This window comes from Halomonas caseinilytica (assembly GCF_001662305.1).
GTDB lineage: Bacteria > Pseudomonadota > Gammaproteobacteria > Pseudomonadales > Halomonadaceae > Halomonas > Halomonas caseinilytica.
The window spans coordinates 13,876-38,498 of the sequence record NZ_BDEP01000002.1; the positions used below are offsets into that span (position 1 = coordinate 13,876).

General features: G+C 64.0%; 25 protein-coding genes. 14 read left to right on the forward strand and 11 right to left on the reverse strand.

From position 1 onward, the window contains the following. The first annotated feature begins 24 nt into the window (after positions 1-24). The 4 genes from cysT (at position 25) to A9O65_RS00695 (ending at position 3,481) form a co-directional block, all read left to right on the forward strand. On the forward strand, positions 25-882 hold the full coding sequence (cysT, locus tag A9O65_RS00680; protein WP_064701080.1) for a sulfate ABC transporter permease subunit CysT: 858 nt from the start codon (positions 25-27) through the stop codon (positions 880-882). Further along, entirely contained in the window at positions 882-1,709 is an 828-nt protein-coding gene (gene cysW, locus A9O65_RS00685) for a sulfate ABC transporter permease subunit CysW (protein ID WP_064699283.1), read from the forward strand. Before cysT ends, cysW begins: the two co-directional genes overlap by 1 nt. Continuing rightward, a complete protein-coding gene (locus tag A9O65_RS00690) occupies positions 1,706-2,809 on the forward strand; it encodes a sulfate/molybdate ABC transporter ATP-binding protein (RefSeq protein ID WP_064701081.1) in 1,104 nt (367 codons plus the stop codon). Before cysW ends, A9O65_RS00690 begins: the two co-directional genes overlap by 4 nt. An 81-nt stretch (positions 2,810-2,890) precedes the next feature. Further along, entirely contained in the window at positions 2,891-3,481 is a 591-nt protein-coding gene (locus A9O65_RS00695; protein WP_064699281.1) for a YajG family lipoprotein, read from the forward strand. 48 nt (positions 3,482-3,529) lie between these two features. On the opposite strand, the gene A9O65_RS00700 is transcribed toward A9O65_RS00695, so the two are convergent. Both A9O65_RS00700 and A9O65_RS00705 read right to left on the reverse strand, forming a co-directional pair. Next, positions 3,530-4,171 carry a thiopurine S-methyltransferase gene (locus A9O65_RS00700; protein WP_064701082.1) on the reverse strand — a complete coding sequence of 214 codons (642 nt, stop codon included), beginning with the start codon at positions 4,169-4,171 and terminating at the stop codon, positions 3,530-3,532. Positions 4,172-4,185: 14 nt separating this feature from the next. Next, on the reverse strand, positions 4,186-4,827 hold the full coding sequence (locus A9O65_RS00705; protein ID WP_137055222.1) for a TIGR04211 family SH3 domain-containing protein: 642 nt from the start codon (positions 4,825-4,827) through the stop codon (positions 4,186-4,188). A 549-nt stretch (positions 4,828-5,376) separates the two neighbouring features. Here A9O65_RS00705 and miaB point away from each other — a divergent pair. From miaB to lnt, 5 genes are all read left to right on the forward strand, one after another. Further along, positions 5,377-6,720 carry a tRNA (N6-isopentenyl adenosine(37)-C2)-methylthiotransferase MiaB gene (gene miaB / locus A9O65_RS00710; RefSeq protein WP_064701083.1) on the forward strand — a complete coding sequence of 448 codons (1,344 nt, stop codon included), beginning with the start codon at positions 5,377-5,379 and terminating at the stop codon, positions 6,718-6,720. Between the two features lie 210 nt (positions 6,721-6,930). After that, entirely contained in the window at positions 6,931-8,037 is a 1,107-nt protein-coding gene (locus tag A9O65_RS00715) for a PhoH family protein (RefSeq protein WP_428976909.1), read from the forward strand. Next, positions 8,034-8,546: an rRNA maturation RNase YbeY gene (gene ybeY / locus A9O65_RS00720; RefSeq protein ID WP_064699278.1), complete on the forward strand. Its 513-nt coding sequence runs from the start codon at positions 8,034-8,036 to the stop codon at positions 8,544-8,546. Before A9O65_RS00715 ends, ybeY begins: the two co-directional genes overlap by 4 nt. Further along, positions 8,543-9,415, forward strand: a complete 873-nt coding sequence (locus tag A9O65_RS00725; protein WP_064699277.1) for a CorC family transporter — start codon at positions 8,543-8,545, stop codon at positions 9,413-9,415. Before ybeY ends, A9O65_RS00725 begins: the two co-directional genes overlap by 4 nt. Before the next feature lie 44 nt (positions 9,416-9,459). Next, the gene (gene lnt / locus A9O65_RS00730) at positions 9,460-10,932 is read left to right on the forward strand and encodes an apolipoprotein N-acyltransferase (RefSeq protein ID WP_254783106.1); all 1,473 of its coding nucleotides are present in this window, start codon (positions 9,460-9,462) and stop codon (positions 10,930-10,932) included. Between the two features lie 117 nt (positions 10,933-11,049). On the opposite strand, the gene phaC is transcribed toward lnt, so the two are convergent. The 5 genes from phaC to prmB form a co-directional block, all read right to left on the reverse strand. Next, a complete protein-coding gene (gene phaC / locus A9O65_RS00735) occupies positions 11,050-12,879 on the reverse strand; it encodes a class I poly(R)-hydroxyalkanoic acid synthase (protein ID WP_064701085.1) in 1,830 nt (609 codons plus the stop codon). Positions 12,880-13,013: 134 nt separating this feature from the next. Continuing rightward, entirely contained in the window at positions 13,014-13,433 is a 420-nt protein-coding gene (locus A9O65_RS00740; protein WP_064699274.1) for a phasin family protein, read from the reverse strand. A gap of 116 nt (positions 13,434-13,549) precedes the next feature. Further along, on the reverse strand, positions 13,550-13,915 hold the full coding sequence (locus A9O65_RS00745) for a DUF6489 family protein (RefSeq protein ID WP_064699273.1): 366 nt from the start codon (positions 13,913-13,915) through the stop codon (positions 13,550-13,552). A gap of 75 nt (positions 13,916-13,990) precedes the next feature. Further along, positions 13,991-15,076 carry a chorismate synthase gene (gene aroC, locus A9O65_RS00750; protein ID WP_064699272.1) on the reverse strand — a complete coding sequence of 362 codons (1,086 nt, stop codon included), beginning with the start codon at positions 15,074-15,076 and terminating at the stop codon, positions 13,991-13,993. Positions 15,077-15,096: 20 nt separating this feature from the next. Continuing rightward, positions 15,097-16,053, reverse strand: a complete 957-nt coding sequence (prmB, locus tag A9O65_RS00755) for a 50S ribosomal protein L3 N(5)-glutamine methyltransferase (protein WP_064701086.1) — start codon at positions 16,051-16,053, stop codon at positions 15,097-15,099. A gap of 126 nt (positions 16,054-16,179) precedes the next feature. On the opposite strand from prmB, the gene A9O65_RS00760 reads away from it, so the two are divergent. Next, positions 16,180-16,746, forward strand: a complete 567-nt coding sequence (locus tag A9O65_RS00760) for a Smr/MutS family protein (protein ID WP_064701087.1) — start codon at positions 16,180-16,182, stop codon at positions 16,744-16,746. A 45-nt stretch (positions 16,747-16,791) separates the two neighbouring features. On the opposite strand, the gene A9O65_RS00765 is transcribed toward A9O65_RS00760, so the two are convergent. The 4 genes from A9O65_RS00765 to A9O65_RS00780 all read right to left on the reverse strand — a co-directional run bounded on the left by A9O65_RS00765 (position 16,792) and on the right by A9O65_RS00780 (position 20,486). Then, the gene (locus A9O65_RS00765) at positions 16,792-17,814 is read right to left on the reverse strand and encodes a patatin-like phospholipase family protein (RefSeq protein ID WP_064701088.1); all 1,023 of its coding nucleotides are present in this window, start codon (positions 17,812-17,814) and stop codon (positions 16,792-16,794) included. A 14-nt stretch (positions 17,815-17,828) separates the two neighbouring features. Then, positions 17,829-18,704 (reverse strand): alpha/beta fold hydrolase, encoded by an 876-nt coding sequence (locus A9O65_RS00770; protein WP_064701089.1) that lies wholly within the window; start codon positions 18,702-18,704, stop codon positions 17,829-17,831. Then, complete coding sequence (locus tag A9O65_RS00775) at positions 18,701-19,513, reverse strand: alpha/beta fold hydrolase (protein ID WP_064701090.1); 813 nt, start codon at positions 19,511-19,513, stop codon at positions 18,701-18,703. The genes A9O65_RS00770 and A9O65_RS00775 overlap by 4 nt, the downstream gene beginning before the upstream one ends. Before the next feature lie 238 nt (positions 19,514-19,751). Continuing rightward, positions 19,752-20,486, reverse strand: a complete 735-nt coding sequence (locus A9O65_RS00780; protein ID WP_064701091.1) for a FadR/GntR family transcriptional regulator — start codon at positions 20,484-20,486, stop codon at positions 19,752-19,754. Positions 20,487-20,956: 470 nt separating this feature from the next. Here A9O65_RS00780 and A9O65_RS00785 point away from each other — a divergent pair, with 470 nt between their 5' ends. The 4 genes from A9O65_RS00785 (at position 20,957) to A9O65_RS00800 (ending at position 24,621) form a co-directional block, all read left to right on the forward strand. Further along, entirely contained in the window at positions 20,957-21,697 is a 741-nt protein-coding gene (locus tag A9O65_RS00785; protein WP_064699265.1) for a GntR family transcriptional regulator, read from the forward strand. A gap of 64 nt (positions 21,698-21,761) precedes the next feature. Further along, positions 21,762-22,727: a C4-dicarboxylate TRAP transporter substrate-binding protein gene (locus A9O65_RS00790; RefSeq protein WP_064701092.1), complete on the forward strand. Its 966-nt coding sequence runs from the start codon at positions 21,762-21,764 to the stop codon at positions 22,725-22,727. A gap of 116 nt (positions 22,728-22,843) precedes the next feature. Then, positions 22,844-23,335 carry a TRAP transporter small permease gene (locus A9O65_RS00795; RefSeq protein WP_064699263.1) on the forward strand — a complete coding sequence of 164 codons (492 nt, stop codon included), beginning with the start codon at positions 22,844-22,846 and terminating at the stop codon, positions 23,333-23,335. After that, positions 23,332-24,621, forward strand: a complete 1,290-nt coding sequence (locus A9O65_RS00800) for a TRAP transporter large permease (protein ID WP_064699262.1) — start codon at positions 23,332-23,334, stop codon at positions 24,619-24,621. Before A9O65_RS00795 ends, A9O65_RS00800 begins: the two co-directional genes overlap by 4 nt. The last annotated feature ends 2 nt before the right edge of the window (positions 24,622-24,623 follow it).

Here is a 24,623-nt window from a genome sequence, read left to right on the forward strand (position 1 = left end):
TGACGCCATGAACGAGGCATCATCATGAAAGCAGCGGCCTTTCCCTTGCCCCGGGCCCGGCAGCGCGTGCTGCCGGGCTTCGGCCTGTCCCTGGGCATCAGCCTGACCTTCGTTTCGCTGGTCCTGCTGCTGCCGCTCACCGGTCTGGTCGGCCAGCTTGCGGGGCTTTCACTGGGCGAATACTGGGCGATCATCAGCGAAGGGCGCGTGGTGGCCAGCTATATGACCACCATCGGCGCCGCGGCGGTCGCCGCGGTGATCAATGCCATCTTCGGGCTGCTGCTGGCCTGGGTCCTGGTGCGCTACGACTTCCCGGGCAAGCGCCTGCTCGATGCCTTGATGGATCTTCCCTTCGCCCTGCCGACGGCGGTAGCCGGCATCACCCTGGCCACGCTCTACTCCAGCAGCGGCTGGATGGGCAAGGCGCTGGCACCGCTAGGCATCGACGTCGCCTATACCTGGGCGGGCATCGCGCTCGCCATGGCCTTCACCAGCATTCCCTTCGTGGTACGCACCGTGCAGCCGATTCTCGAGGATCTGCCGGGGGAAATCGACGAAGCCGCCATGGCGCTGGGCGCCCGTGACGGCGTGGCCTTTCGCCGCGTGATCCTGCCTCACCTCTGGCCGGCGCTGGTCACCGGCACGGGCCTGGCTTTCGTACGCTCGCTCGGTGAATTCGGCGCGGTCATCTTCATCGCCGGCAACATGCCCTACGAGACCGAAATCACCTCGCTGATGATCTTCGTCAAACTGCAGGAATACGACTATGTCGGCGCCTCGGCCATTGCCTCGGTGGTGCTCGCCACCTCGTTGATCCTGCTGCTGGTCATCAACCTGTGGCAGGGCCGCTTCATCCGACGCCTGCACGGAGGAGGCAACTGATGCAACGAATCGGAGACGCTCCCGCCCTGCGCCGCCTCCTCATCGGCGCCGCCGTGGCACTGGCCGCACTCTTCCTGCTGCTGCCGCTGGTGGCGATCTTCGCCCAGGCCTTCGCCGAGGGTATCGGCGGCTTCTGGCGCAATGTCAGCGATACCTATACGCTGTCCGCCATCGGTCTGACGCTGTTCATCACCCTCCTGACCATCCCGGTGAACCTGGTGTTCGGCGTGATGCTGGCCTGGCTGGTGACGCGCTTTCGCTTTCCGGGACGCCGACTGCTGCAGACGCTGATCGACATTCCCTTCGCCATCTCGCCGGTGGTCGCCGGCCTGGTCTATCTGCTGCTGTATGGGCGCAATGGCTGGATCGGCGGCTGGCTGGACACCCATGACATTCAGTTGATGTTTGCCTGGCCGGGCATCCTGATGGTCACCATCTTCGTCACCTGCCCCTTCGTGGCGCGGGAGCTGATTCCGCTGATGCAGGCTCAAGGCTCGCGGGAGGAAGAAGCCGCGGTCACTCTGGGCGCCTCGGGCTTCACGCTGTTCCGCCGGGTCACCCTGCCGAACATCCGCTGGGCACTGCTCTACGGTGTCATCCTGACCAATGCCCGGGCCGTCGGTGAATTCGGCGCCGTCTCCGTGGTATCCGGCGCGATCCGCGGCGAGACCAACACCCTGCCACTGCACGTCGAACTGCTGTATCAGGACTACAACACCGTGGGCGCCTTCGCCAGCGCCGCCCTGCTGGCCCTCATCGCCCTGTTCACACTGGCCGCCAAGGCCGGTCTGGAGTGGCGCGCCACGCGCCGGGAGGCTTCCGCATGAGCATTCATCTCGAGAACATCGCCAAGCACTATGGCCGCGGGGGTCGCCACCAGGCCCTGGCGCCCCTGGATCTCGACATTCACCAGGGCGAGCTGATCGGGCTGCTCGGTCCTTCCGGTTCCGGCAAGACCACGCTGCTGCGCATCATCGCCGGGCTCGAGACGCCCGACCGTGAACCCGCGGGTCGCATCCTGTTCGGCGAGCGCGATGTCACCCGGCTGCACGTCCGCGACCGACGCATCGGCTTCGTCTTCCAGCATTATGCGCTGTTCCGTCACATGACGGTCTACGACAACGTGGCCTTCGGCCTGACGGTGATGCCGCGCCGTCAGCGCCCATCCAGCGGCGAGATCCGCGCTCGAGTGCACCGCCTGCTGGAAATGGTCCAGCTGGAGCAACTGGCGGGGCGTTATCCGGCGCAACTGTCCGGCGGCCAGCAGCAGCGGGTCTCGCTGGCACGCTCCCTGGCCCTGCGCCCCGATGTCCTGCTGCTCGACGAACCCTTCGGCGCCCTGGATGCCAAGGTCCGCCAGGAACTGCGTCGTTGGCTGCGCCACCTGCACGATGAGCTGAACTTCACCAGCGTCTTCGTCACCCATGATCAGGAAGAGGCGCTGGAACTCTCCGACCGCGTGGTGGTGATGAGCGATGGCCGCATCGAACAGATCGACACACCGGAGGCGCTGTATCGCGCCCCTAGCAACCGTTTCGTGTTCGAGTTCCTGGGCGATGTGAATCACCTCGAAGGCGAGGTACGCGATGGCGTTCTCACCTGCGGTGACGCCCGGCTCGAGGTCGACTTGCCCGATGGGGCCGAGGAACTGCTGCTGCGTCCTCACGAGGTAGCGCTGGACAAGACGCCTCGCGAGTCGGCCCATCTGCCGGTGACCGTGACCGCCATCGCGCCGGTTGGCGCGGAGGTGCGCGTGGAACTGGCCGCCGACTGGCTGCCCGGCCCCTGGCTTGCCACCGTACGACATGCCGATTTCGAGCGCCTCGCCCTCACTCGCGGCATGCGACTGTTCGCCCTGCCTCGCCGCTGGCACCGTTTTCCGGAAAAGGCGACGACGCGCGACACCACGGCACTGCTGGCAGACTGAAACAGGCGTTCACGAAACATGCAGGCGTTTCGGCGAGAAGGCTATACTCGATGCCTCATCGCCATGTCAGGGAGAGAACTCATGCAACGTCGATGCTTTCTGCGACTCATCGCCTTGTTGCTGTCGGTCGTCTGGCTCACCGGCTGCTCGGCGCCTCAGTACCTGCAACCAACGCCCGAACGTACCGTTGCAGTCCCGAGCGTCGGCCAGGGCCAGGCCGTGACCGTGGCGGTCGTGGACGGCCGAGACGGGCCGCAGATCGGTACCCGCAGCGGCAACGCCATGTCGACCTCGGTGATCACCGTGGAGGCCGGGCCCTTGATGCCGAAGCTCCAGGCAGAGGCCGAACGCGCCCTGCGCGACATGGGCTTCGAGCCGACCACGCAAACCGCTCAAGGACGTCCTCGCCTGACGCTGACCCTGCAGCGTCTCGAGTACGGGCGCGGCCAGAGCCGACCGCTGATCGATGAGGCCCGTCTCGAGTCCGTGCTGGTCGCCAAGGCAGAGAATGGTGGCGCGACCTACACCGGGACCTATACCTCACGGCGCACCCAGGGGTACGCCGTGCGCCCGGATCTCAAGGACAATACCAAGATGGTCGCCGAGCTGCTCTCGGACGGGCTGAACCGCGTCTTCAGGGACCCCGAACTGGGGCGGTTCCTGGCACGTTGAAGAGGGACCGACCGTGAAGGGACGGCGTGGCCCGCGGCTCTTGCCTTCTCAAGAACGCCCCGGGCCACGCCGGACCAACTGCCAGACACTCTCCTGGAAACCGCTGTCGGGCTGTCGCTCACCATCCTCCAGATGCGTCACCTCGAAGTTGGGCGAGAAGCGCTCGATCACTTCATCGGCCGTCACGTCAAAGGGCGGCCCACCCGTATCCCCCGGCGCGCGAGTCAGGGAGACCAACAATCCCCGAGCGCCGGGTGGCAGCAACTGCGCCAGATGAAAGGCATAACGCTGACGCTTGGCCTCGGGCAAGGCGATCAGCGCTGCCCGATCGTAAAAGGCCCCGAGGTCTGCCGCCTCGTTGACATGAAAGTGGAAGAAATCCCCGCACCACAGCTCCACCTTGCCCTGACGGCTGACGGTGAAGCGCGACTGATGATAGCGGGACACTTCTCCTTCGCCCTCGGCCATGAACTGCTCGATGGCAGGCTCGGCCAGTTCGATGCCCAGCACCGGATGGCCACGAGCGGCCAACCAGCGCATGTCCAGGCTCTTGCCGCACAAGGGCACCAGCACCTTGGTACCTTCGCCGACACCGAGACAGGGCCAGTGGCGCTCGAGCGCGGAGTGGACCGCTTCCCGATGAAAGCCGATGCGCCCTTCTTGCCAACGTTGCCGCCAGTCCTCGTCCATGCTGCGTCCTCTGCTCAGAACCAGCGGTCGCGCTTGCGACGCCGGCGCGGCAGATGAGGAACGATCAACCCCACCAGCAGGCCGGCACCCGCCACGCCCCCGCCATACATGAAGTAACGCATCAGCAGATCCTCTTCCTGGGTCTCCAGGCGGGCCCGCAGATCGCGAACGCTGCTCCGTGACGCTTCGGCCTCGGTGGCAAGCTCATGGTTGCGCTCCTCCAGCTCGGCGATGCGCTGCTCTCTTACCTCGAGTGTCTCGCTGAGCGCATTGATACGCCCTTCCCAGGTGTCATTGATACCGGACAACTCGGCACTCAACTCCTCGACCCGGGTCTCCAGCGCCGGCAACTGGACGCGCGCGCTCGGCGTATCCTGCAACTGGTCGCTCGGCAACCAGACCTCATCGCCGCTCTCGCTGCGCACCTCGGTATACTCACCTTCGGTATCGAGCACTTCCACCGGCTCACCGGCTGTCAGGCTACCGACGATGCGGTAACCATCGGTAGGTCCGCTGCGAACGTAGGTCGTCAGTTCATCGGAGACCCAGCGCGAAGCATCGTCTCCCCCCTCATCATCCTGCTGAGCGAAAGCCGGCAGGGTCAGGGCCCCGAGCAACACGCCCAGTGTCACTTTCTTGCTTAGTTGCATCGTCATGCTGTCATCCTGGGTATCCAAGGCTCTGTGTGCGATGTCTCAAGGCAATGGCGGCAGGTGCCGGTTTCCCTTCCGACCCGACCCGCGATGAGTGCGATGCTCCTGCGACATCATCCACAGTTGCTGTGGACAAGTGCCGGGAAAACCGCTGGAAACCACCGGCCAGGCGGCGTGCTGTCGGCATGGTCGCGGTATCGATCACATCATGACCACCTGTGCGCGCCGCCAGGGCCGATACAGGCGCCAAAGGTACCATAGACTTGGCAAGCCCGGCAGCGCACGACGCTGGCCCCCGAGGTCGTGCGCGCGTATAATTCTGGCCTCATCGGAAGACGTCACGTCTCCTCTTGCCAAGGAAGCGCTGCATGAATCGGCAAGCGTCGTGAAACGCCAGGCGCACGGAGCAGAAAGACACGCCATTCGGTTCGGCGAGTTTTCGAATGCTGTGCCAGCTCGCGGTTCACACGTCAGGACATTCAAGGCAACGTTTCCCTAAACGCTCATCCACCGGTGCAACCCGTCGGGCCTCGACGCCACGACTAGATTCTTATGGCGAAGAAACTCTTCATCAAGACGCACGGCTGCCAGATGAACGAGTATGACTCCGCGCGCATGGCGGATCTGCTCGGCGAATCCCATCAGCTGGAGCTCACCGACGACGAGCATGATGCCGACGTCATTCTGCTCAACACCTGCTCGATCCGAGAGAAGGCACAGGAGAAGGTCTTTCACCAGCTTGGCCGCTGGAAGAAGCTCAAGGACGCCAATCCGGACCTGGTGATCGGCGTCGGTGGGTGCGTGGCCAGCCAGGAAGGCGATGCCTTGCGCAAGCGCGCCCCCCAGGTGGACCTGGTATTCGGCCCTCAGACCCTGCACCGTGTGCCGTCCATGCTCGACGCGCGACAGGATGACAAGATTTCGGTCGTCGATGTCACCTTCCCGGAGATCGAGAAGTTCGATCACTTGCCGAAGCCGACCTCCGATGGCGCCACCGCCTTCGTCTCGGTCATGGAAGGCTGTTCCAAGTACTGCACCTTCTGCGTGGTTCCCTACACGCGCGGCGAGGAAGTGTCGCGGCCGTTCGAGGCAGTGATGGACGAGGTGATTCACCTGGCCGACCAGGGCGTTCGCGAGATCAACCTGCTGGGCCAGAACGTCAATACCTATCGCGGCGAGAACCAGCTCGGCGACGAGATCGACCTGGCCGAGCTGATCAGCTGCGTGGCGGCCGTCGAGGGCATCGACCGCATTCGTTTCACCACCTCGCATCCAGTGGAGTTCTCCGACAGCCTGATCGAGGCCTACGGCGAGATTCCGGAACTGGTCAGCCATCTCCACCTTCCGGTGCAGGCCGGCTCCGACAACGTCCTGGCCGCCATGAAGCGCGGTCATACCGTCGAGGAATACGTCGACAAGCTGGAGCGCATCCGCGCCCTGCGACCGGACATCAGCTTCTCCTCGGACTTCATCATCGGCTTCCCCGGCGAGACCGAGGCCGACTTCGAATCGACCATGGACCTGATCCATCGCATCGGCTTCGACGTTTCCTTCAGCTTCGTCTATTCGGCACGCCCCGGCACACCGGCAGCCGCCTTGCCCGACGAAACGCCGGAAGAAGTCAAGAAGCAGCGCCTGGCCATCCTGCAGGAGCGCATCAACCAGCAGGCCATGCAGATCAGCCGTCGCATGGTGGGCACGACCCAGCGCATCCTGGTCACCGGCTTCTCGCCCAAGGACCCGGGTCAGCTCTCCGGGCGCACCGAGAACAACCGGGTGGTCAACTTCCGCGCCCCCAATCCCACCGAGCTGATCGGCTACTTCGTCGACGTGGAAATCACCGAGGCGCTGCCCAACTCACTGCGTGGTGACCTGGCATCCCCGGAGCGTTTCTGACCCGACCAAGGTTGCCAGGCGCTGTCGGCGCTCGGCATCGGGCGTCGACAGCACCGGGAGATGGCTTCGGCCGCTTGATCCGGTGCGCCGTCGGCGCCCGCCTGGCACCGCTGGGCTTGCCCGCTTCGGTGCGCAGCCTGCCCTCGGGCAGACCACCGTTGCTCCGGCACCCAAGGTGGCAGTAAGCTGACCGCGATCACTCATCAAACCATGGACCCGCCTGTCTTGAGCCAGTCATCCACACCGGCCAATCGCATCATCACGCTCAATCTCGAGCCCAACGACCCGCAACGCCTGGCCAACCTCTGCGGGCAACGCGACGAGCACCTCAAACTGATCGAGGCGCGGCTCGGCGTCACGCTACGCAATCGCGGCAACACCTTTCAGCTGGCCGGACCGGAGCACCGGGTCAAGGCCGCATCCAATGTCGTCGAGCACCTCTATCGCGAGGCCGAGGCCAGCGAGCTGACCCCGGACACCGTTCACCTGTTCCTTCAGGAATCGGGGCTCGAGGCGCTGGAAGAAGAGGAAGCGGGCTCGAACGGCGGGGACGACGTGCTGATTCGCACCCCCAAGGCGCTGATCAAGCCTCGCGGCTTCAACCAACAGGGCTACGTCTCGAGCATCCGTGGCCATGACATCAATTTCGGCATCGGCCCGGCCGGTACCGGCAAGACTTACCTGGCCGTCGCCGCCGCTGTGGAAGCGCTCAACCAGCAGGAAGTGCGCCGCATCCTGCTGGTGCGCCCGGCCGTCGAGGCCGGCGAGAAGCTCGGCTTTCTGCCCGGCGACCTGGCCCAGAAGATCGACCCCTATCTGCGACCGCTCTACGATGCCCTCTACGAAATGATCGGCTTCGAACAGGTCGCCAAGCTCATCGAGCGTCAGATCATCGAGATCGCACCGCTGGCCTACATGCGAGGCCGCACGCTCAACAATGCCTTCATCATTCTCGACGAGAGCCAGAACACCACTCGTGAGCAGATGAAGATGTTCCTGACGCGCATCGGCTTCGGCTCCACCGCCGTGATTACCGGCGACATCACCCAGGTCGACCTGCCGCGCGGCCAGACCTCGGGCTTGATCCAGGTCCTCGATGTGCTCAAGGACACCCCCGGCATCGGCGTGACGCACTTCGCCGCCAAGGACGTGGTGCGCCATCCCCTGGTACAACGCATCATCGAGGCCTACGATGTCTTCGAGGCCGAGCAGGAAGCCGAAGCCAGGGCCAAGCGGGAAGCCCGTGAGCAGGAACGCGAGGCACAGCGTCAACAGCGACAGGAGCGCCGCGACAACGGCGACACCGAGAATACATGAGCTCACCGGATATCGATCGCCAGGTCGCCCTTGAAGCCGAGGACCTGCCGCAACAGGCGGATCTCGAGGCCTGGGTGGCCGGCGTGCTGTCTCGCCACCCCGACGAGACACGCCAGGAGCTGACGATCCGCTTCGTCGATGCCGAGGAGAGTCGGACCCTGAACCGCGACTATCGCGATCGCGACCGTCCGACCAATGTGCTCTCCTTTCCCTTCGAATGCCCGCCGACGGTGGCCGTGCCTCTGCTCGGCGACCTGGTGATCTGCCATCCGGTGGTCGTCGACGAAGCCAGGCAACAGCACAAGTCCCTGACCGATCACTATGCCCACATGGTCGTGCATGGCACGCTGCACCTGTTGGGTTACGATCATATCGAGGACGATGAGGCAGAGGTCATGGAAGCCCTCGAACGAGACATACTCGCTGGGCTGGGCATCGCCGACCCCTATGTCACCCCCAGCCCTCCCCCGCGCGACATCGATACCGAGGACGAGAGAGCCGACGCATGAGCGAAGACCGATCGAGTAGCCAGGGCAACAAGTCCTGGCTCGATAAATTGTTCAGCGCCCTTTCCAGCGACAGCGACGAACCCAGCTCCCGAGACGAGCTCCTGGAATTTCTGCGCCAGGCGGCGACCCGTCTCAAGCTGGAGCAGGACGCCATGATGATCATCGAAGGCGCCCTGAACATCAGCGACCAGCAGGTTCGCGAAGTGCTTATCCCGCGCTCTCAGGTCAACGCGATCGACCTCGACCAGCCACTGGAGGAATACCTGCCGGTGATTCTCGAGACCGGCCATTCCCGCTATCCGGTCATCGGCGAGAACCTCGACGAGGTCAAGGGTATCCTGCTGGTCAAGGACTTGCTGCCGCTGCTGCGCAACGGGCAGGACAATGGCCATGCCTTCCAGCTCGAGGAAGTGCTGCGCCCGGCGATGTTCGTGCCGGAATCCAAGCGGCTCAACAGTCTGCTCAAGGAATTTCGCGACACCCACAACCACATGGCCGTGGTGGTGGATGAATACGGCGGCACCGCCGGCATCGTGACCATCGAGGACATTCTCGAGGAGATCGTCGGCGATATCGAAGACGAACACGATACCGACGAAGAAGCGGACATCCGGGATCTAGGCAACGGTCGCTATGCCATTCGCGCCCTGACGCCCATCGAGGACTTCAACGAGCACTTCGGCACCCGGCTCTCCGACGAAGAGTTCGATACTCTGGGCGGTCTGGTCATGCAGCGTTTCGGCCATCTCCCCGGACGCGGCGAGCACACCGTGATCGGCGGCTGGCGCTTCACCGTGCTCAATGCCGACAACCGCCGCATCCGACTGCTGGAGGCCGAGCAGGATACCCACGACGCCGACGACCAGTGACGGCCCTCGTCCACTAGCCTTGACGACGAACCATGGACGGAACCATGCCTGCCTTTCGCTCCCCACTCATCGGTTGCCTGGCCGCCGTGGTGGCCGGCGTACTGACCACGCTCTCCGCCGCCCCCTTCATGCTCTGGTGGCTCGCCCCGGTGGCCGCCGGCCTGCTCTATGCGGGCCTGCCCGCCCTGTCGCCGCGTCAGGCGGCCTGGCGGGGCTGGTGCTACGGTCTGGGCCTGTTCGGCACCGGCGTGTCCTGGGTCTACGTCTCGATCCACGACTACGGCTATACCGGCATCCCCCTGGCCGTGACCTTGACCGCCCTGTTCGTGGCCGCTCTGGCACTGTTCTTCGCCGTCACGCTCTGGCTCTATCGACGCCTTGCCGGCCCCCGCTTCGCCGTGCTCACCTTCTCCGGCGCCTGGGTGCTGGGCGAGGCTCTGCGCACCTGGCTGTTCACCGGGTTTCCCTGGCTGCTGCTGGGCAGTGGTCAGGTAGATTCGCCGCTGGCGCCCTGGGCGCCGGTGGGAGGCGTCTATCTGCTGTCGCTGGTCACCGCCCTGACCGGCGCCCTGGGTGTGGAACTGCTGCGCCGGCGCTGGTGGGCCGCCCTGCCCCTGGCCGGACTATGGCTGGCGCCCCTGGCATTGCCCCAGCAGTGGACCCACCCGGCCGGCGAGCCCGTGCGTGTCGCCCTGTTGCAGGGCAACCTGTCGCAGCTGATCAAGTGGACCCCTGAGGGGCAACGCACCGCCATCGATACCTATCGGCGCTTGACCCGGGAGTTGGACAATACGCCGCTCGACCTGGTGATCTGGCCGGAAGCGGCGCTGCCGATGTTCGAGGACCAGGCACGGCCGGTGCTGGAGCGCGCCCAGGCGGGCCTCCCCGACGAGACCCAGTTGCTCACCGGCATTTTGCAGCGCGACGAAGAGGGCAATTTCTACAACAGCGTGGTCGGGCTGAACGGTGTACAGGGCGAATATCGCAAGCGCCACCTGGTTCCCTTCGGCGAATATCTGCCACTGGAGAGCCTGCTGCGCGGCGCCATTGCCTTCTTCGATCTGCCGATGCCGGCAATGACGCCAGGCCCCGATGGCCAGGCACCGATGGTGGCCGCCGGCACTCGCATCGGCAATGCCATCTGCTACGAGATCATCTATGCCGATCTGGTGGCCCGGCAAGCACGCCAATCCGATGTCCTGCTGACCCTTTCCAACGACACCTGGTTCGGCGACTCCCTGGGCCCGCAGCAGCACCTGCAGATGGCCCGTCTGCGCGCGCTGGAGAACGGTCGCTACGTGGTCAGGGCCACCAGCAATGGCGTCACCGCCATCATCGATCCGCAAGGAAGTGTCACCGGGCGCCTGCCCCAGTTCGAAGCGGCCACGCTGGTCGGGGAATACACGCCCATGGAGGGCCTCACACCCTTCACCCGCACCGGTAGCTGGCCGATCTGGCTCCTCGCGGCGTTGATGGTACTGCCAGGACTGCGGCTACGCCGCCGCCAGGAGCCGTAAGCTGGAAGGCAGCATGAACCCCGCCATCATGAGGTCAAGGGTTTTCTTCAAGCTTCCAGCTTAAGCCCGCGAAGCGAGCGTTCTTCCAGCTCCGGGCGAAGCCCGGCTCTTCCAGCTTCATGCCTCGATGTCGCCCAGCACCTCGGGAATCGTCATCTTCACGTAGCGCCCCGGTGCCGGCTCGAGGATATCGAGCTGGCCTTCCCCTGGCTGGCGAGCCGGCACGAGCTTGGCGGGGTCGGCATAGCCGTTGTCGGTCATCCAGGCCTGCCAATGCGGCCACCAGGAGCCTTCGTGCGCCTCGGCTCCCTCGAGCCAGGCCTCATGGTCGTCCGGCAGTTCCTCGTTGGTCCAGAAGCCGTACTTGTTCTTGTGCGGCGGATTGACGATACCGGCGATATGCCCCGAGCCACCCAGCACGAAGGTAACGGGGCCCTTGGGGAGCAAGGCGCCATAATAGGTGCTGTTCCACTTGGCGATGTGGTCCTCGCGCGTGGAAATGAAGTAGCTGGGAGCCGAGATCTTGCGCAGGTCGATCTTCACGCCGTCGAGCTCGATGCCATCCGGCTCGACCAGGCGGTTCTCTCGATAAAGGTGCCGCAGGTACCAGCCATGGGTACCTGCCGGCAGGTTGGTGCCGTCGGTATTCCAGTACAACAGATCGAAGGGAGCCGGCGCGTCGCCCTTGAGGTAGTTGTTGATGTAGAACGACCAGAAGAGGTCGTTCTCGCGCAGCAGGTTGAAGGAGTAGGCCATGACTCGGCCGTCCAGGTAGCCATCCCGCTCGAGCGTCTCCTCGATGCCCTTGAGCACCGGCTTGGTGAGGAAGACACCCAGCTCGCCGGGGTCGCGGAAGTCCTGCAGGGTCGCCATGTAGGTAACCGAGCGAACCTTGCGACCGCGCCGGGTACTGGTCAGATAGGCTACCGTGGAAGCGGCCAGGGTGCCGCCGACGCAATAGCTCATCAGGTTGACCGACTTTTCGCCGACGGCCTGCTCGATGGCCTCCATGCTGGCGATGGGACCCATCTGCATGTAATCGGCCCAGGTCAGGTCGCGCTGTTCGGGGCCCGGATTGCGCCACGAAATCAGAAAGACGCTGTGCCCCTGATCCACCAGCCACTTGACCAGCGAGTTCTCCTGGCGAAGGTCGAGCACGTAGTACTTGTTGATCCAGGGCGGGATCACCAGCAACGGCGTCTTGAAGACCTTCTCGGTGCTGGGTGCATACTGGATCAGTTGCATCAGCTCGTTCTCGAAGACCACCGCCCCCGGCGTGACGGCAATGTTCTCGCCGACCTCGAAGGCCCCGCGATCGGTCATGGTGACATTGAGACCCTCGACTGAATTGGCAAGGTCCTCGCGCAGCCGGGCCAGCCCATCCACCAGGTTCTGGCCTCGTGTCTCCAGGGTGCGGCGCATCACTTCGGGATTGGTGGTAACGAAGTTGGTCGGCGACATGGCATTGACCAATTGCCGCGCATAGAAGGCGAGATTGCGCCGATGATCATCCGACAGCCCCTCGAGGCTTTCCACCAGCGCCTCGACCCGATGGGCAAACAGCAGGTACTGCTGCATGATCGACATGTAGAAGGGATCGCTGTGCCAGGCCTCGTCCTGAAAACGCCGGTCTCCCTTCGCCGGCGTAACCAGAGGCGTCACCGACTCGCCGGCCAGCGCCTTGAGGCCGTGCTGCCAAAGCCGGTATTGGTCTTCCATCAGGCGCGCCTGCGTCTGCCACAACAGGGAGGGATCCCGATTCAGCGCCTCGGCACCGGCACGAAAGCTGTCGTGCATGTCGGCATAGACAGACTCGGCGGCGACATCCGGCACCAGGCGGGGCAGCACATCCTCGAGCAAGGCCCGATACTGTTCGCCGATCAGCTTGACCTGCTCGCCCCATGCCTCGAGTTCGGCCTGCGACGGTGCGTGATTCCCTGGCTGCATCATTCCCTCCCGCAATCTGGACACACGCCCCCACCCTCTCGTCCAGCGGGTGGTGGCGGCTCCGGGCATTGGTCGGAAAGGTGACTGCGCACGTCGCCTGGTCGGACAATGCCCGGCGATGGCATGAAAGCCGTTCAGCTACGCTTGCGCGACGCCTGGCTGGTGGCCTTGGCCGGCCCGGCGTCCCCGGATGTCCCGGCCTCCTCGCTCATCGCCTCGGGCGTCTGGCCGGATTCGCCATAGAGGCGCTCCAGTTCGCTCTTGAAGCGCAGGCTCATCTCGCTCATGGCCCGTGCGTCCTCGAGCATCAGATTGGAGAGCTCCGTCATCATCTCGACCTGGCGCGTGCCGAAGTCACGCATGCTCTCGGCATCGCTGACATCGGAGGCATCTCGCAGACGCGAGGTACCCATCTGGCTGTATCGCTTCATGGCCTCCAGCTGGTACTGGGTCACACGCTCCATGTTGTCCAGCATCAAGGCATTGAGCTTGCGCATCGGCGTGAAGAACTCGCGAGCCTGCTCGTTGAACGCATCGATCATCTTGTCCTGCATGGCCTGACCCTCCTCGAGGAATGCGGATGACATCCGTGCTGCACTGCACAAAGACTAGTCTGGCATGCAGCCCGTTGCAAGATGATGACGATGCACGCCCACCCGAGAGCAGTGCCTCAGCTCTTGCGCCGACTCCGAGACTGGGCGCTGGCCGAGGAGGCCTTGCCGGCGCCTTGTCCGGATGTCCCGGAGGGCGGTTCATCCGGGTCGTTTTCCTGGCTTCGGGCAGCCCCGGAGGCGGCGCGGCTCAGCATGTCCATCATCATCTGCTGATAGTTGCCGACGTTGGCCATGCCCTGCTGGAAGAGCGGTTGCTGGAGGAAGGGCTGCATCAGGCTCATGGGATCATAGCCCTCGACGCCGGACTCCATCTGCTTCTGGATACGTTCCAGCAACTCCTGCTGAAAGGCTTCCACATCGGGCAGCCCGAGTGCCCGGCGGAATTCATCGGGCGTCAAATCGAACTCGACGTTGATCTTCATGGGCGCCTCGCCTGGCCAATGTGAGTGAGGTGATACTTCCCCAGTGTAGCAGCCCGGCCGTTCAGGACATGCGGCTCAGGACAGTCTGGGCGTCGACACCTCGACATCCTGATTCTGCCCACGGTGGCGCAGCAGATGATCCATCAGGGTCAGCGCCATCATCGCCTCGGCGATGGGCGTGGCGCGGATACCGACACAGGGGTCGTGACGCCCCCGGGTGACCACCTCCACCGGCGCGCCGGTGATGTCGATGGAACGCCCCGGCGTGGTGATGCTGGAGGTCGGCTTGAGAGCCAGGTGCGCGATGATCGTCTGGCCGCTGGAAATGCCGCCCAGAACACCGCCGGCATGATTGGACAGAAAGCCCTCGGGCGTCATTTCATCGCGATGCTCGCTGCCCCGCTGGGCCACCGAGGCAAAACCGTCACCGATCTCCACGCCCTTCACGGCGTTGATGCTCATCAGGCCATGCGCCAGCTCGGCATCGAGACGATCGAAGACCGGCTCACCAAGGCCAGGCGGCACGCCCTCGGCGACCACCGAGATCCGCGCGCCCACCGAGTCCTGATCGCGCCGCAACTGATCCATGAAGGCTTCGAGCTCGGGCACTTTTTCCGGGTCGGGACAGAAGAATGGATTGGCGTCCACCGCCGCCCAGTCGCGAAACTCGATGGCGATGGGGCCGAGCTGGCTCATGTAGCCGCGCACCCGGATGCCCTGACTGGCCAGGTATTGCTTGGCAATAGCGCCGGCAGCCACCCGCATGGCGGTTTCCCGGGCGCTGGAACGGCCACCACCACGGTAGTCGCGAACCCCGTACTTGTGATGATAGGTGTAGTCAGCGTGGGCCGGGCGAAACTGGTCCTTGATCCGCGAATAGTCCTTGGAGCGCTGGTCGGTATTCTCGATCAGCAGACCAATGGACGTCCCGGTGGTCACGCCCTCGAAGACGCCGGAAAGCAGACGTACCCGGTCGGGCTCGCGGCGCTGGGTGGTATGCCGCGAGGAACCCGGCCGGCGACGGTCAAGGTCGCGCTGAATGACCTGCTCGTTGATCGGCACGCCCGGCGGGCAGCCATCGACGATGGCACCCAGCGCCGGGCCATGGCTCTCGCCGAAGGTGGTGACGGTGAACAGCTTGCCGAAGGTGTTGCCGGACATGGGCGTTCCTCAATGACGAATCAGGCGAAGGACGCCGCATGGGCGTCGAGTTCCGCGGCGGTCAGCGCGAACACGCCCTGGCCACCGCGCTCGAATTCCAGCCACAGGAAGGGAACCTCGGGAAAGGCCGCTTCCAGGTGGTGATCGGAGTTGCCGACCTCGACGATCAGCACGCCGTCGTCGGTCAGATGCTCGCGAGCCTCGCGCAGGATACGCCGTACGATATCCAGACCATCGGGGCCGGCCCCCAGCGCCAGACCCGGCTCGTGGCGAAACTCGGCAGGCATGGTAGCCAGGTCCCGGGCATCGACATAGGGCGGATTGGAGACGATCACGTCATAGCGCCGTCCTTCGAGGGCAGCGAAGAGGTCCGAGGCAACGGCCCGGACACGGTCGCCGACATCGTGACGGGTGATGTTGAGGCGCGACACCTCCAAGGCGTCGGCGCTGACGTCGGCCAGATCGACCTCGCAGGTAGGCAGGTGCAGGGCGGTGGCGATGCCGATGCAGCCGGAGCCGGCGCACAGGTCCAGCACCCGCGATGGCGGTTCGATGGGGAACCAGGCGCCGAAGCCTTGCTCGATCAGCTCGGCGATGGGCGAGCGTGGAATCAGTACCCGTTCGTCGACGCTGAAGGGCACGCCGGCGAAGAAGGCCTCGCCCAGCAGATAAGGCAAGGGGCGACGACTCTCGATTCGCTCCCTGGCGAGCCCGACGATACGACGGCGCTCCATGGGCAGCAGACGTGCGTCGAGCACGCCAGGATCGACGTTCCACGGCAGGTGCAAGGCCCCCAGCGTAAGGGCCACCGCCTCGTCCCAGGCGGAGTCGGTGCCATGGCCATAATGCAGGCCGGCCAGATGAAATTCGCTGGCGGCCCAGCGCAGGCAGTCTCGCAGGGTAATCAATCCCTCGGCAAGCTCGGCGTCGTCGAGCGTCAGAGTGGAAGTCGATGAAGAGCAGACGGAATCGGCCACGGGGCATCCTGTTCGACGATTGCATGGGAGGCGGCTGAGCCCCGATTGTACCCTCGGCGGCGGTTCACAGCCACGTCAGGGCCGGTATACTGGCCCCTTTTCAGGTCCACGCGAGCCACGAACGACATGAGCCGACGCCGCTATCAGCCGGACGCCGATGACATCAACGCCTTCCGTCAGGCGCTGAGCAAGGCCGGCGTGCGTCCGCTGCAAAGCAACCGCGCCGATCCCGGTCGTCCGCGTCGGGAAGACGAAGCCGCGCGAGCACGTCGCGCCGCGGCCACCGACGCCGGCTCGGACAATGCCACCGGGCGCTCCTCCGATGGCCGCGTCGAGGCGGTCCGGCCCTCGGCCTATCTCGATTTCGCACTGCCCGATCTGCCCTATCGCACCCGCAGCCAGCTCAAGCGCGGCCGGATCGCCTGGGAAGCGGGGCTGGACCTGCACGGCCATACCGTCAATGAAGCCCGACTCGAGCTCGAGACCTTCCTGCGCGATGCCGAGGCCGAGCGAGCACGTTGCGTACTGGTCGTGCATGGCAAGGCCTGGGGCACCACCTCCGATTACCCGGTGATCAAGAGCCACGTCAACGCCTGGCTGCGCGAATGGCCGAGTGTCCTGGCCTTCTGTTCAGCCACCGACGTCGATGGCGGCACCGGCGCGGTGTACGTGCTGTTGCGACGTCAACGTTAGGCTGCTCCAGGGCGAGCGGGCAACACGGCCGTTGTCGCGACTCGCTCACCGCTCCGAGGTCAGCCCCACGTTGAGCTCGCGCTCGCGCCGATCCAGCGCCTCCCGGGCCAGATGCCGCCCCAGGCATATCAGTGCCTCGGCGCGGTGGAACTCATAGGCGCCGCAGACCGTCTTGGGGATCTCGACCAGCACATCCGGCGGATAGCCTGCCAGCTTGTACTTGGCAATCGCCCCCTGGGCAATGTCGAAGGATGCCAGCATCATGTCGAGACGCCCCCAGGCATGGCGTCCACGCTCGAGCTTGCCCTGTTCGGCGTCATCATCGCCGTCACCGCCGCCGAAGCCATCGAAGAGCCGGCGAGTGGCGCCTCGAACGCCCTCCATCCAGCCGGCGAAATCGACCGCCCCCGAGCGGTCGCGCTCCTTCTCGCGCGCCTGTTCCTCGGCGGCTTCCTTAGGTGGCAGCAAGGATTCCAGCGTCACCGGCCGCGAGGTGTGGGCAGTCGCATTGACCGCCATGAGGAAATCCGCACTCACGCCCACCGCCGGCATCACCGGCAAGGGGTTGAGCAGGCCACCATCCACCAGCACCTGGGCGCCTCGATAGACGGGCGTGATCACCCCCGGCACCGCAATGGAGGCGCGAATGGCCTGTAGCAACGAGCCGGACTGGAACCACACCTCCCGCTGGCGAGTCAGGTCGGTGGCCACGGTGGTCACCGGAATCGACAAGTCCTCGATCAGTCTGTCGCCGACCAGCTCCTCCAGCTTGCTCATCACCTTGCTGGCCTTCATGGCCCCCATCGGACTCCAGGTGACATCCACCAGGCGCAGTACATCGAAGTAATCCAGGCGACAGACCCAGTCGCGATAGGCACTCAGCTCACCCGCCGCATAAATTCCGGCCACCAGTGCTCCCATGGAACAGCCCGACAGCGCCACGACCTCATAGCCGCGCGCCTCGAGCTCCTCGATGACGCCGATGTGCGCATAGCCACGCGCCCCACCGCTGCCCAGCGCCAGCACGACACGTCGGCCGGCGGCATCATCGGAATGTCGTTCGGTCATCGTCGTTGTCTCCCTCAGCTTCGACCGATGCCGTGAACATGCGTCGCGATCACTTCCGCCACGGCATTCACCCGTCCCGGTTCCAGATGCAGGTGGTGGCCACCCGCCAGCATCCGCCTCGTCAGTTCAGCAACCGCGGCCCGTCTCTGCGCCATGCCCTCCCGCTCGGAGAGAATGCCGTCTTCCCCCTCGACCAAGAGCACGTCACAGCGAATGGCCTCCAGCATGGCCAGCATCTGATCGGAAGAGAGTCGCACCGGCGAAGCCCAGCGCAAGCGGGGATCGCTGCGCAGCCGCCACTCCCCCCATGCCAGGGCTTCCAGGTTACGTTCGACCAGGGGCCTGGCAGTGGCCGAGTCGATCGGCGTGGCACTGCCGGCGACCCGCGCCGTAACAGCGCTCTCGATATCAGCATAGCGTGGCGCCGTCGCCCCTGGCCGCCGACGCGCCATCAGCCCCTTGCGGAGCTGCCGCGGCGCGGCCGGGAAATCGGTGGTCACCGCGCCGAGACCGTCGATCAGGGTCAGCCTCTCGACGCGTTCCGGCAGGCCGGCCGCCAGCAGGCACGCCACTCCGGCGCCCATGGAATGCGCCATCAGCGGGGCACGCTCGAGTCCCAGGGCGTCGAGCGCATCGAGGACATCATGACAGTAGTCCCAGAGGGCATAGTCCCCGTCCCCGGCCAGATAATGCGAGTGTCCATGCCCCGCAAAGTCGAGCGCCACGACCCGGATCCCCAAACGCGACACAAGACGCGGCGCGAGGCGCGAGAAACTGGCCGCGTTATCCAGCCAGCCATGCAGGGCGAGCCAGGTCGGCGCCCGAGCCTCGCCCCAGGACAGGGCAGCCAGGCGACCGTCGGCAAGACGCAAGGCTTCCCCCGAGCTCATCGTCCATCTCCGCACATCAGCGCATCGAGCATGGTCAGCAAGGCCGCGCGCGTCGCTTCAGGATGCTCCATGGGAAACATGTGACCACCGGGCACCTCGGCGACGCGAATGCCTCGGCGCTTCAGCCTGCGTTGCCGCCGCGGCGTGAGCAAGTCGGAATCGCTGCCGGCCAGCACGCCCAGCGGCACTCTCACGTCCTCGGGTAGATCGTTCAGGTGATCGGGCAGATGGCGGAAGACATCCACTTCGATATCGGGATCGTAGCGCAGCACCACCTCTCCCGACTTGAGTTCCTGGGTACCGCCTTCGATATAGTCGTCCAGCGCCTGCTCGGTGAAGCGGCGAAACAACCCTCGGCGACGCAGGTAATCGCGCATCGCCGCGCGATCCGACCAACGCGAGCGGCGTCCCAGGGTCCGCCCCGCCGGGGTGATCCGATCGACGAAGCCGAGACGCTTGGCCGCTTTCATGGCCATGGCATCGATGCCCAGCATCAAGGGAGGATCGAGCATCACGACACAACGGAAACGTTCCGGTGCCTGTTCGGCTGCCATGGCCATCAGCACCCCGCCCATGGAATGCCCGACACCGATGATCGGCCTGGAAAACGCTTGCAGCTGTGCAAGCAGCTCGTCACGCAAGGCAAGCCAGTTGTGCCCTACGGGAAAGTCGGGATGATGGCCGAGCTGCTCCACGGGGCGTACATCGAAACGCGCCTCGAGCGGCGCCAGAAAGCTGCGATAACTACGGCCGGGAAAGCCGTTGGCATGGGCGAAGACAAGAAGGGAGTCGGTTTCGGGCTGGGGCATGGCGTCTTCCGGTTTGGCGGGCCGTCTGGTGATAGCAGGCTAACGGGAATACCATGATGCGCCAAGTCGCCTTTCGCCCCATTCACCCAAGACCTGGAGTCGTCGTGACACATCGCCCCGACAAGCCTCGCCGAGACACCCGTCTGCGCAACCGCATCTTCTTCACCACCGTGGCCATCGCCATCGTCATCGGACTCTGGATGGCGCGCTAGCCGCTATCCGCCCCCCGGCGCCGGATTTACTCGTCCCGATAACGTGCGTACATATCCCTGGAGCGGCTGAGATGCTCATGCATCGCCTGGCGTGCGGCAGGGCCGTCTCGGTTGAGGATGGCCTCCAGGATCCGGGTATGCTCCTCATGCACCAGCTCGAGATAGCGCGCCGAGGAACTCGGGTCGATGTCGACGCTGAGCAGCTTGGAGCGAGGAATCATGCTGTCGCTCAAAGGCTCGTAGAAGCGTTCGAAGAATACGTTGTGGGTTGCCTTGACGATGGCATGATGAAAGGCGAAATCCTCCCGACGGGCCTGAGACTGACTGGCCTGAACCGCCGAAAATTCCGCATGCCGCGCTTCAAGGCGCGCTCGGTCTTCTGCGTCATGGCGTAACGCGGCCAACTCGGCGGCGCTGGGTTCCAGCGTCAACCTCAACTCCAGGACCTGCAGGATATCCTCGACGGTCTGGGGACTGATGTGCACCGCCGGACGCGGCTCGACCACATCGGTGCGCAACACTGTCGTCCCGACGCCACGGCGAGTCTCGACCAGGCCAAGCGACTTGAGATGAGTGATCGCTTCACGAATCACCGTGCGACTCACACCAAAGGCATCGCACAGCTCGCTCTCGGTAGGCAGCTTGCTGCCCACCGGCGTATCCCCTGAGGTGATCCGTCGCTCGAGCTGTTCCAGCACCGCCTTGGACAGACTGCCCTCGCGAGTGATGCGCTTGACGCCCCAAGAATTCGAAACCGCCATCTCACGACCCTCTGCCACATATATTCGACTATCAATGCTGCCATGATACCGGCAGCAGATGGGTTCGACATCCATATTTATAATATATCATACAAATAAACTCGTACCGACAGGCAAGAAGTTCTGTTTCTCCTATTCCGAAAGTGACGATCAATATCCCTGGAGCGTCACACAAGATATTGCAACATAGCGTAACAGCATTACATCGGGAAATGGCGACACAGTGTGGCCCAAGAACCATGCTGAGTCACCAGCACGCCCCATTACGAAACAGCGAGTTCTGACGCACTTACCTCCAATCCGCACATTACCGGTATTGAACAAACGCTTAAGCAAGCGTCGCCTGACACCGTGCGCATAGCACTAATGTCTAAGGGACAGAGACTTTCTGTTTCATTGCCATACTACCATACTAGCTTTATCGAATAGGTCGCCAGCCGGCTCCATGGCGGCGAAATGAGGTGAATCTCATGCACGCGACACTTCAAGCACTATGGCAAGAAACCCGTGATAGCGACTCGGTGCGCCAGCGGCTCCATCAGGTATTACGCCAGTCCATCATTCGCATGGTGCTGGCACCGGGGCAGGCCTTATCGGAAAAGGAGCTCGCCGATACCTTTTCGGTAAGCCGTCAGCCGGTCCGTGAGGCCTTCATCCGGCTTTCGGAAGCGGGTCTGGTCAAGGTGCGACCCCAACGTGGCACCTTCGTGGTCAAGATCTCGCAGCAGGCAGTGCTCGAGGCACGCTTTGTGCGCGAAGCGGTTGAAGTGGCCGTGGCTCGTGAAGCCGCGACTCAGGGACTGGCGCAACAGGTGCTCGCCGAGCTCCGTGAGTTGATCGATCACCAGCGGCTTTGCATCGAACCGGCCGATCACGACCGGTTCTTTCTGCTCGACGAAGCCTTCCATCGCACCCTATCGCTGGGTGTCGGTCAGCAAACCGCCTGGAAAGTGATCGAGGAGGTCAAGGCGCAACTCGATCGGGTGCGCTACCTGAGTATCCCGGCCAGCACCCCCATCGATAAGTTGATCGAGCAGCATGCGGCCATCGTCGATGCCATCGAGCAGCACGATGTGGACGCGGCGGCTGATGCCATGCGCATCCATCAGAACGAGATCCTGCAATCGCTACCCGATCTCGTGGACCGCTTCCCCGACATGTTCCAGGAGACAACAGCCACCTCCCGGGCCATCCACACAGCACTCGGGTAATCCCGACACTGTGATGGCGTCATGGCCTCACCTCAAACTCCCATGAAACACGCCAGGAGATACCATGAAAACAACACTGACCCTCCCTGTTGCAGCACTGGCTCTCGCGGGCAATCTTGCCCACGCCGACTATGAGCTGAATCTATCCACGGCCTTGAGTGGTCAGGATCCCATCGTGAAAGCCATGGAGGAGGCCAAACACGAAATAGAGGAGCGCTCCGAGGGCGAATTGCGGCTCAATGTGTTTCCCAACAGCCAGCTTGGCTCCGACGAAGATGTGGTCGAGCAAATTCGCAGCGGTGCCAATATCGCCATCCTCATCGATGCCGGCAGGTTGTCAGAGTATCAACCCGAGCTGGGCATCCTGGCTGCTCCCTATCTGGTCGAGGATCACACCCAATACGAGGCCATCACCGACACCGACCTCTACCGGGGCTGGGTGGAGGATCTGGCCGACAACAGTGGCCTGAGGCTGCTGAACTACAACTGGTTCCAGGGCTCGCGGGAAATGCTTACCCAGACCCCGATCGAAACCCCGGAAGATCTGCAGGGGGTTCGTACACGCACCATCAACTCGCCGGTCTGGCTCAAGACCATCGAGGCCATGGGGGCCACGCCCGCGCCGCTGCCCTGGTCCGAGGTCTATTCGGCCCTGCAGCTGGGATCGATTGATGCCGCTGAGGCTCAGTTGACCGGCGCCGATGGACAGCGCCTCCAGGAGGTCATCGATCACGTTGCCCTGACCCACCATATCCAGTTGATGACGGGGATCGCCACTTCGGAGCAGTGGTTCCAGTCACTGCCGGATGAACTGCGCACCATCCTCGATGAAGAGCTCAAGGAAGCCGGCAACGAGGCCAGTCAAGCTACCGTGGACGCACAGGACGCCGTGCGCGAGAAGATGGAGCAGGAAGGCGTCACCTTTACCGAGGTGGATACCAGTCTGTTCCGCGAACGCGTCGATACCGTCTATGAAGAGCTTGGCTACGACGAATACCGCGACCAACTGGTTTCCGAGATCGGTGACTAACCATGGGTATCCGTTCTTCTGCTTCCAGCGGTAGCAACGTAAAAGGAGGGGTAGCTCGCCCCTCCCTCTCCCCAACCCGCGGCAAGCGAGCCGCCGGCAAGGCTCGAGGAGTCTCCATGTGGCGCTGGTTCGATCGAATCGAAGACGCCTTGGCCATCACCCTGCTCGGAGCAACGGCTCTCGTCATTCTGGCCAGCGCCACCATGCGGGCGATAGGTCATCCCTTCAGCGGAGGGGCCGAGCTGGCCCAGTTCCTGTTCATCTGGACGGCTGTGCTGGGAGCCGACATCACCCTGCGGCGCGGCGGCCAGGTGCGTATCGACGCGCTCACCGTGCGTATGCCGGTCATGATGCAGCGAGGCGTAACCGTCACCTGCCTGTTGCTGATGCTGAGCTTTCTGGGCCTGCTGGCATGGCATGGCTTCCCGCTGGCGATCTCGAACTGGCAGCGTCCCATGGGGGTGGCCGGGTTGAGCTATGGCTATGTCACTCTCGCCCTGCCGGTGGGCGCTGTGCTGATGTTCATTTCGCTGATTCGCCGCGTGCTCGACAAGGGCATCCTGAAGAGCCTCGACCCCGACGATGACGTCGCGGAGGAAACCCTATGACGACTGCCCTGTTGCTCGGACTCGGACTGCTTCTGATGGCCATCGGTATGCCCGTCGCCTTCGCGATCGGCATCGCAGGCTTTCTTTATTTCCTGATGCCCGAGACCTTCCTGCCGGTGAACATCGGACCTCAGCGGATCGTCTCGGCCACCCAGTCTTTCCCTCTTCTGGCAGTGCCATTATTCATCTTCATCGGCCACCTGATGAATGCCAGCGGCATCACACCACGACTGCTACGTCTGTCGACGCTCCTGGCAGGCTGGATGAGCGGCGGCCTGGCCCAGGCCAGCCTGGTGCTGAGTACGCTGATGGGGGGCGTCTCCGGCTCGGCAGTGGCCGATGCCGCCATGCAGTCCCGGGTGCTGGGTCGAGGAATGATCAAGGATGGCTATACACCCGGCTTCGCCGGGGCTGTTCTCTCCATCGGGGGGCTGATCACTGCCACCATTCCGCCAAGCATCGGCTTGATCCTCTACGGCTACCTCGGCGAGGTATCGATCGGCCGGCTGTTCATCGCCGGCATCGTGCCCGGCGTGCTGCTGATGATCGCGCTGATGATCACCACTGGCATCATGGCCAGAAAGCGCGGCTATGTTCCGGTCCGAGAGCGTCCCCCACGGTTCGGTGAAGTGCTGAGCGCCGCCCGCGGCAGCATCTGGGCGCTATTGTTCCCGGTGTGGCTGCTGGTCGGGATCCGCTATGGCCTGTTCACGCCTTCCGAGGCCGGAGCCTTCGCCGTGGTCTATGCCTTGGTGGTGGGCTGCCTGATCCATCGCGAGATGGGCGTGAAGGAGATCATCGAGTCAATGCGCGCCAGTGTCCGGGACATCGGCATGATCATGCTGATCATCATGTTCTCCGGAGTCATCGGTTATGTGGTGTCCTTCGAGCGCGTGCCTCAGACCATCGCCGAACTGACCCTGGGCGTCTTTGCCAGCCCGACCGCACTATTGCTGACCCTGGCGGTGTTGCTGATCTTCCTCGGCATGCTGCTCGAAGCGACGGTGGTGGTCATGCTTCTGACCCCGATCCTGGTTCCCGTCATCGAAGCGGCCGGCGTCGATCCCGTCCATTTTGGCCTGCTGATGATGACGCTGGTGACCTTCGGTGGCATGACCCCACCCGTGGGGATTTCCATGTACACCGTCTGCGGCATCCTGCGCTGCCCCTTCACCGCCTACAGCCGGGAGATGGTGCCCTTCGCTATCGCCGTCTTCGCGGTAGTGCTCGGCATCATATTATTCCCCGATATCGTGCTCTTCCTACCCAACTACTTGATGGGATGACG

What these genes read in the sequence shown, in the direction of transcription:
- cysT (WP_064701080.1), top strand. Translation starts at nt 25, where the DNA reads ATGAAAGCAGCGGCCTTTCCCTTGCCCCGGGCCCGGCAGCGCGTGCTG.
- cysW (WP_064699283.1), top strand. Translation starts at nt 882, where the DNA reads ATGCAACGAATCGGAGACGCTCCCGCCCTGCGCCGCCTCCTCATCGGC.
- A9O65_RS00690 (WP_064701081.1), top strand. Translation starts at nt 1,706, where the DNA reads ATGAGCATTCATCTCGAGAACATCGCCAAGCACTATGGCCGCGGGGGT.
- A9O65_RS00695 (WP_064699281.1), top strand. Translation starts at nt 2,891, where the DNA reads ATGCAACGTCGATGCTTTCTGCGACTCATCGCCTTGTTGCTGTCGGTC.
- A9O65_RS00700 (WP_064701082.1), bottom strand. Translation starts at nt 4,171, where the DNA reads ATGGACGAGGACTGGCGGCAACGTTGGCAAGAAGGGCGCATCGGCTTT.
- A9O65_RS00705 (WP_137055222.1), bottom strand. Translation starts at nt 4,827, where the DNA reads ATGACGATGCAACTAAGCAAGAAAGTGACACTGGGCGTGTTGCTCGGG.
- miaB (WP_064701083.1), top strand. Translation starts at nt 5,377, where the DNA reads ATGGCGAAGAAACTCTTCATCAAGACGCACGGCTGCCAGATGAACGAG.
- A9O65_RS00715 (WP_428976909.1), top strand. Translation starts at nt 6,931, where the DNA reads ATGGACCCGCCTGTCTTGAGCCAGTCATCCACACCGGCCAATCGCATC.
- ybeY (WP_064699278.1), top strand. Translation starts at nt 8,034, where the DNA reads ATGAGCTCACCGGATATCGATCGCCAGGTCGCCCTTGAAGCCGAGGAC.
- A9O65_RS00725 (WP_064699277.1), top strand. Translation starts at nt 8,543, where the DNA reads ATGAGCGAAGACCGATCGAGTAGCCAGGGCAACAAGTCCTGGCTCGAT.
- lnt (WP_254783106.1), top strand. Translation starts at nt 9,460, where the DNA reads ATGCCTGCCTTTCGCTCCCCACTCATCGGTTGCCTGGCCGCCGTGGTG.
- phaC (WP_064701085.1), bottom strand. Translation starts at nt 12,879, where the DNA reads ATGCAGCCAGGGAATCACGCACCGTCGCAGGCCGAACTCGAGGCATGG.
- A9O65_RS00740 (WP_064699274.1), bottom strand. Translation starts at nt 13,433, where the DNA reads ATGCAGGACAAGATGATCGATGCGTTCAACGAGCAGGCTCGCGAGTTC.
- A9O65_RS00745 (WP_064699273.1), bottom strand. Translation starts at nt 13,915, where the DNA reads ATGAAGATCAACGTCGAGTTCGATTTGACGCCCGATGAATTCCGCCGG.
- aroC (WP_064699272.1), bottom strand. Translation starts at nt 15,076, where the DNA reads ATGTCCGGCAACACCTTCGGCAAGCTGTTCACCGTCACCACCTTCGGC.
- A9O65_RS00760 (WP_064701087.1), top strand. Translation starts at nt 16,180, where the DNA reads ATGAGCCGACGCCGCTATCAGCCGGACGCCGATGACATCAACGCCTTC.
- A9O65_RS00765 (WP_064701088.1), bottom strand. Translation starts at nt 17,814, where the DNA reads ATGACCGAACGACATTCCGATGATGCCGCCGGCCGACGTGTCGTGCTG.
- A9O65_RS00770 (WP_064701089.1), bottom strand. Translation starts at nt 18,704, where the DNA reads ATGAGCTCGGGGGAAGCCTTGCGTCTTGCCGACGGTCGCCTGGCTGCC.
- A9O65_RS00775 (WP_064701090.1), bottom strand. Translation starts at nt 19,513, where the DNA reads ATGCCCCAGCCCGAAACCGACTCCCTTCTTGTCTTCGCCCATGCCAAC.
- A9O65_RS00780 (WP_064701091.1), bottom strand. Translation starts at nt 20,486, where the DNA reads ATGGCGGTTTCGAATTCTTGGGGCGTCAAGCGCATCACTCGCGAGGGC.
- A9O65_RS00785 (WP_064699265.1), top strand. Translation starts at nt 20,957, where the DNA reads ATGCACGCGACACTTCAAGCACTATGGCAAGAAACCCGTGATAGCGAC.
- A9O65_RS00790 (WP_064701092.1), top strand. Translation starts at nt 21,762, where the DNA reads ATGAAAACAACACTGACCCTCCCTGTTGCAGCACTGGCTCTCGCGGGC.
- A9O65_RS00795 (WP_064699263.1), top strand. Translation starts at nt 22,844, where the DNA reads ATGTGGCGCTGGTTCGATCGAATCGAAGACGCCTTGGCCATCACCCTG.
- A9O65_RS00800 (WP_064699262.1), top strand. Translation starts at nt 23,332, where the DNA reads ATGACGACTGCCCTGTTGCTCGGACTCGGACTGCTTCTGATGGCCATC.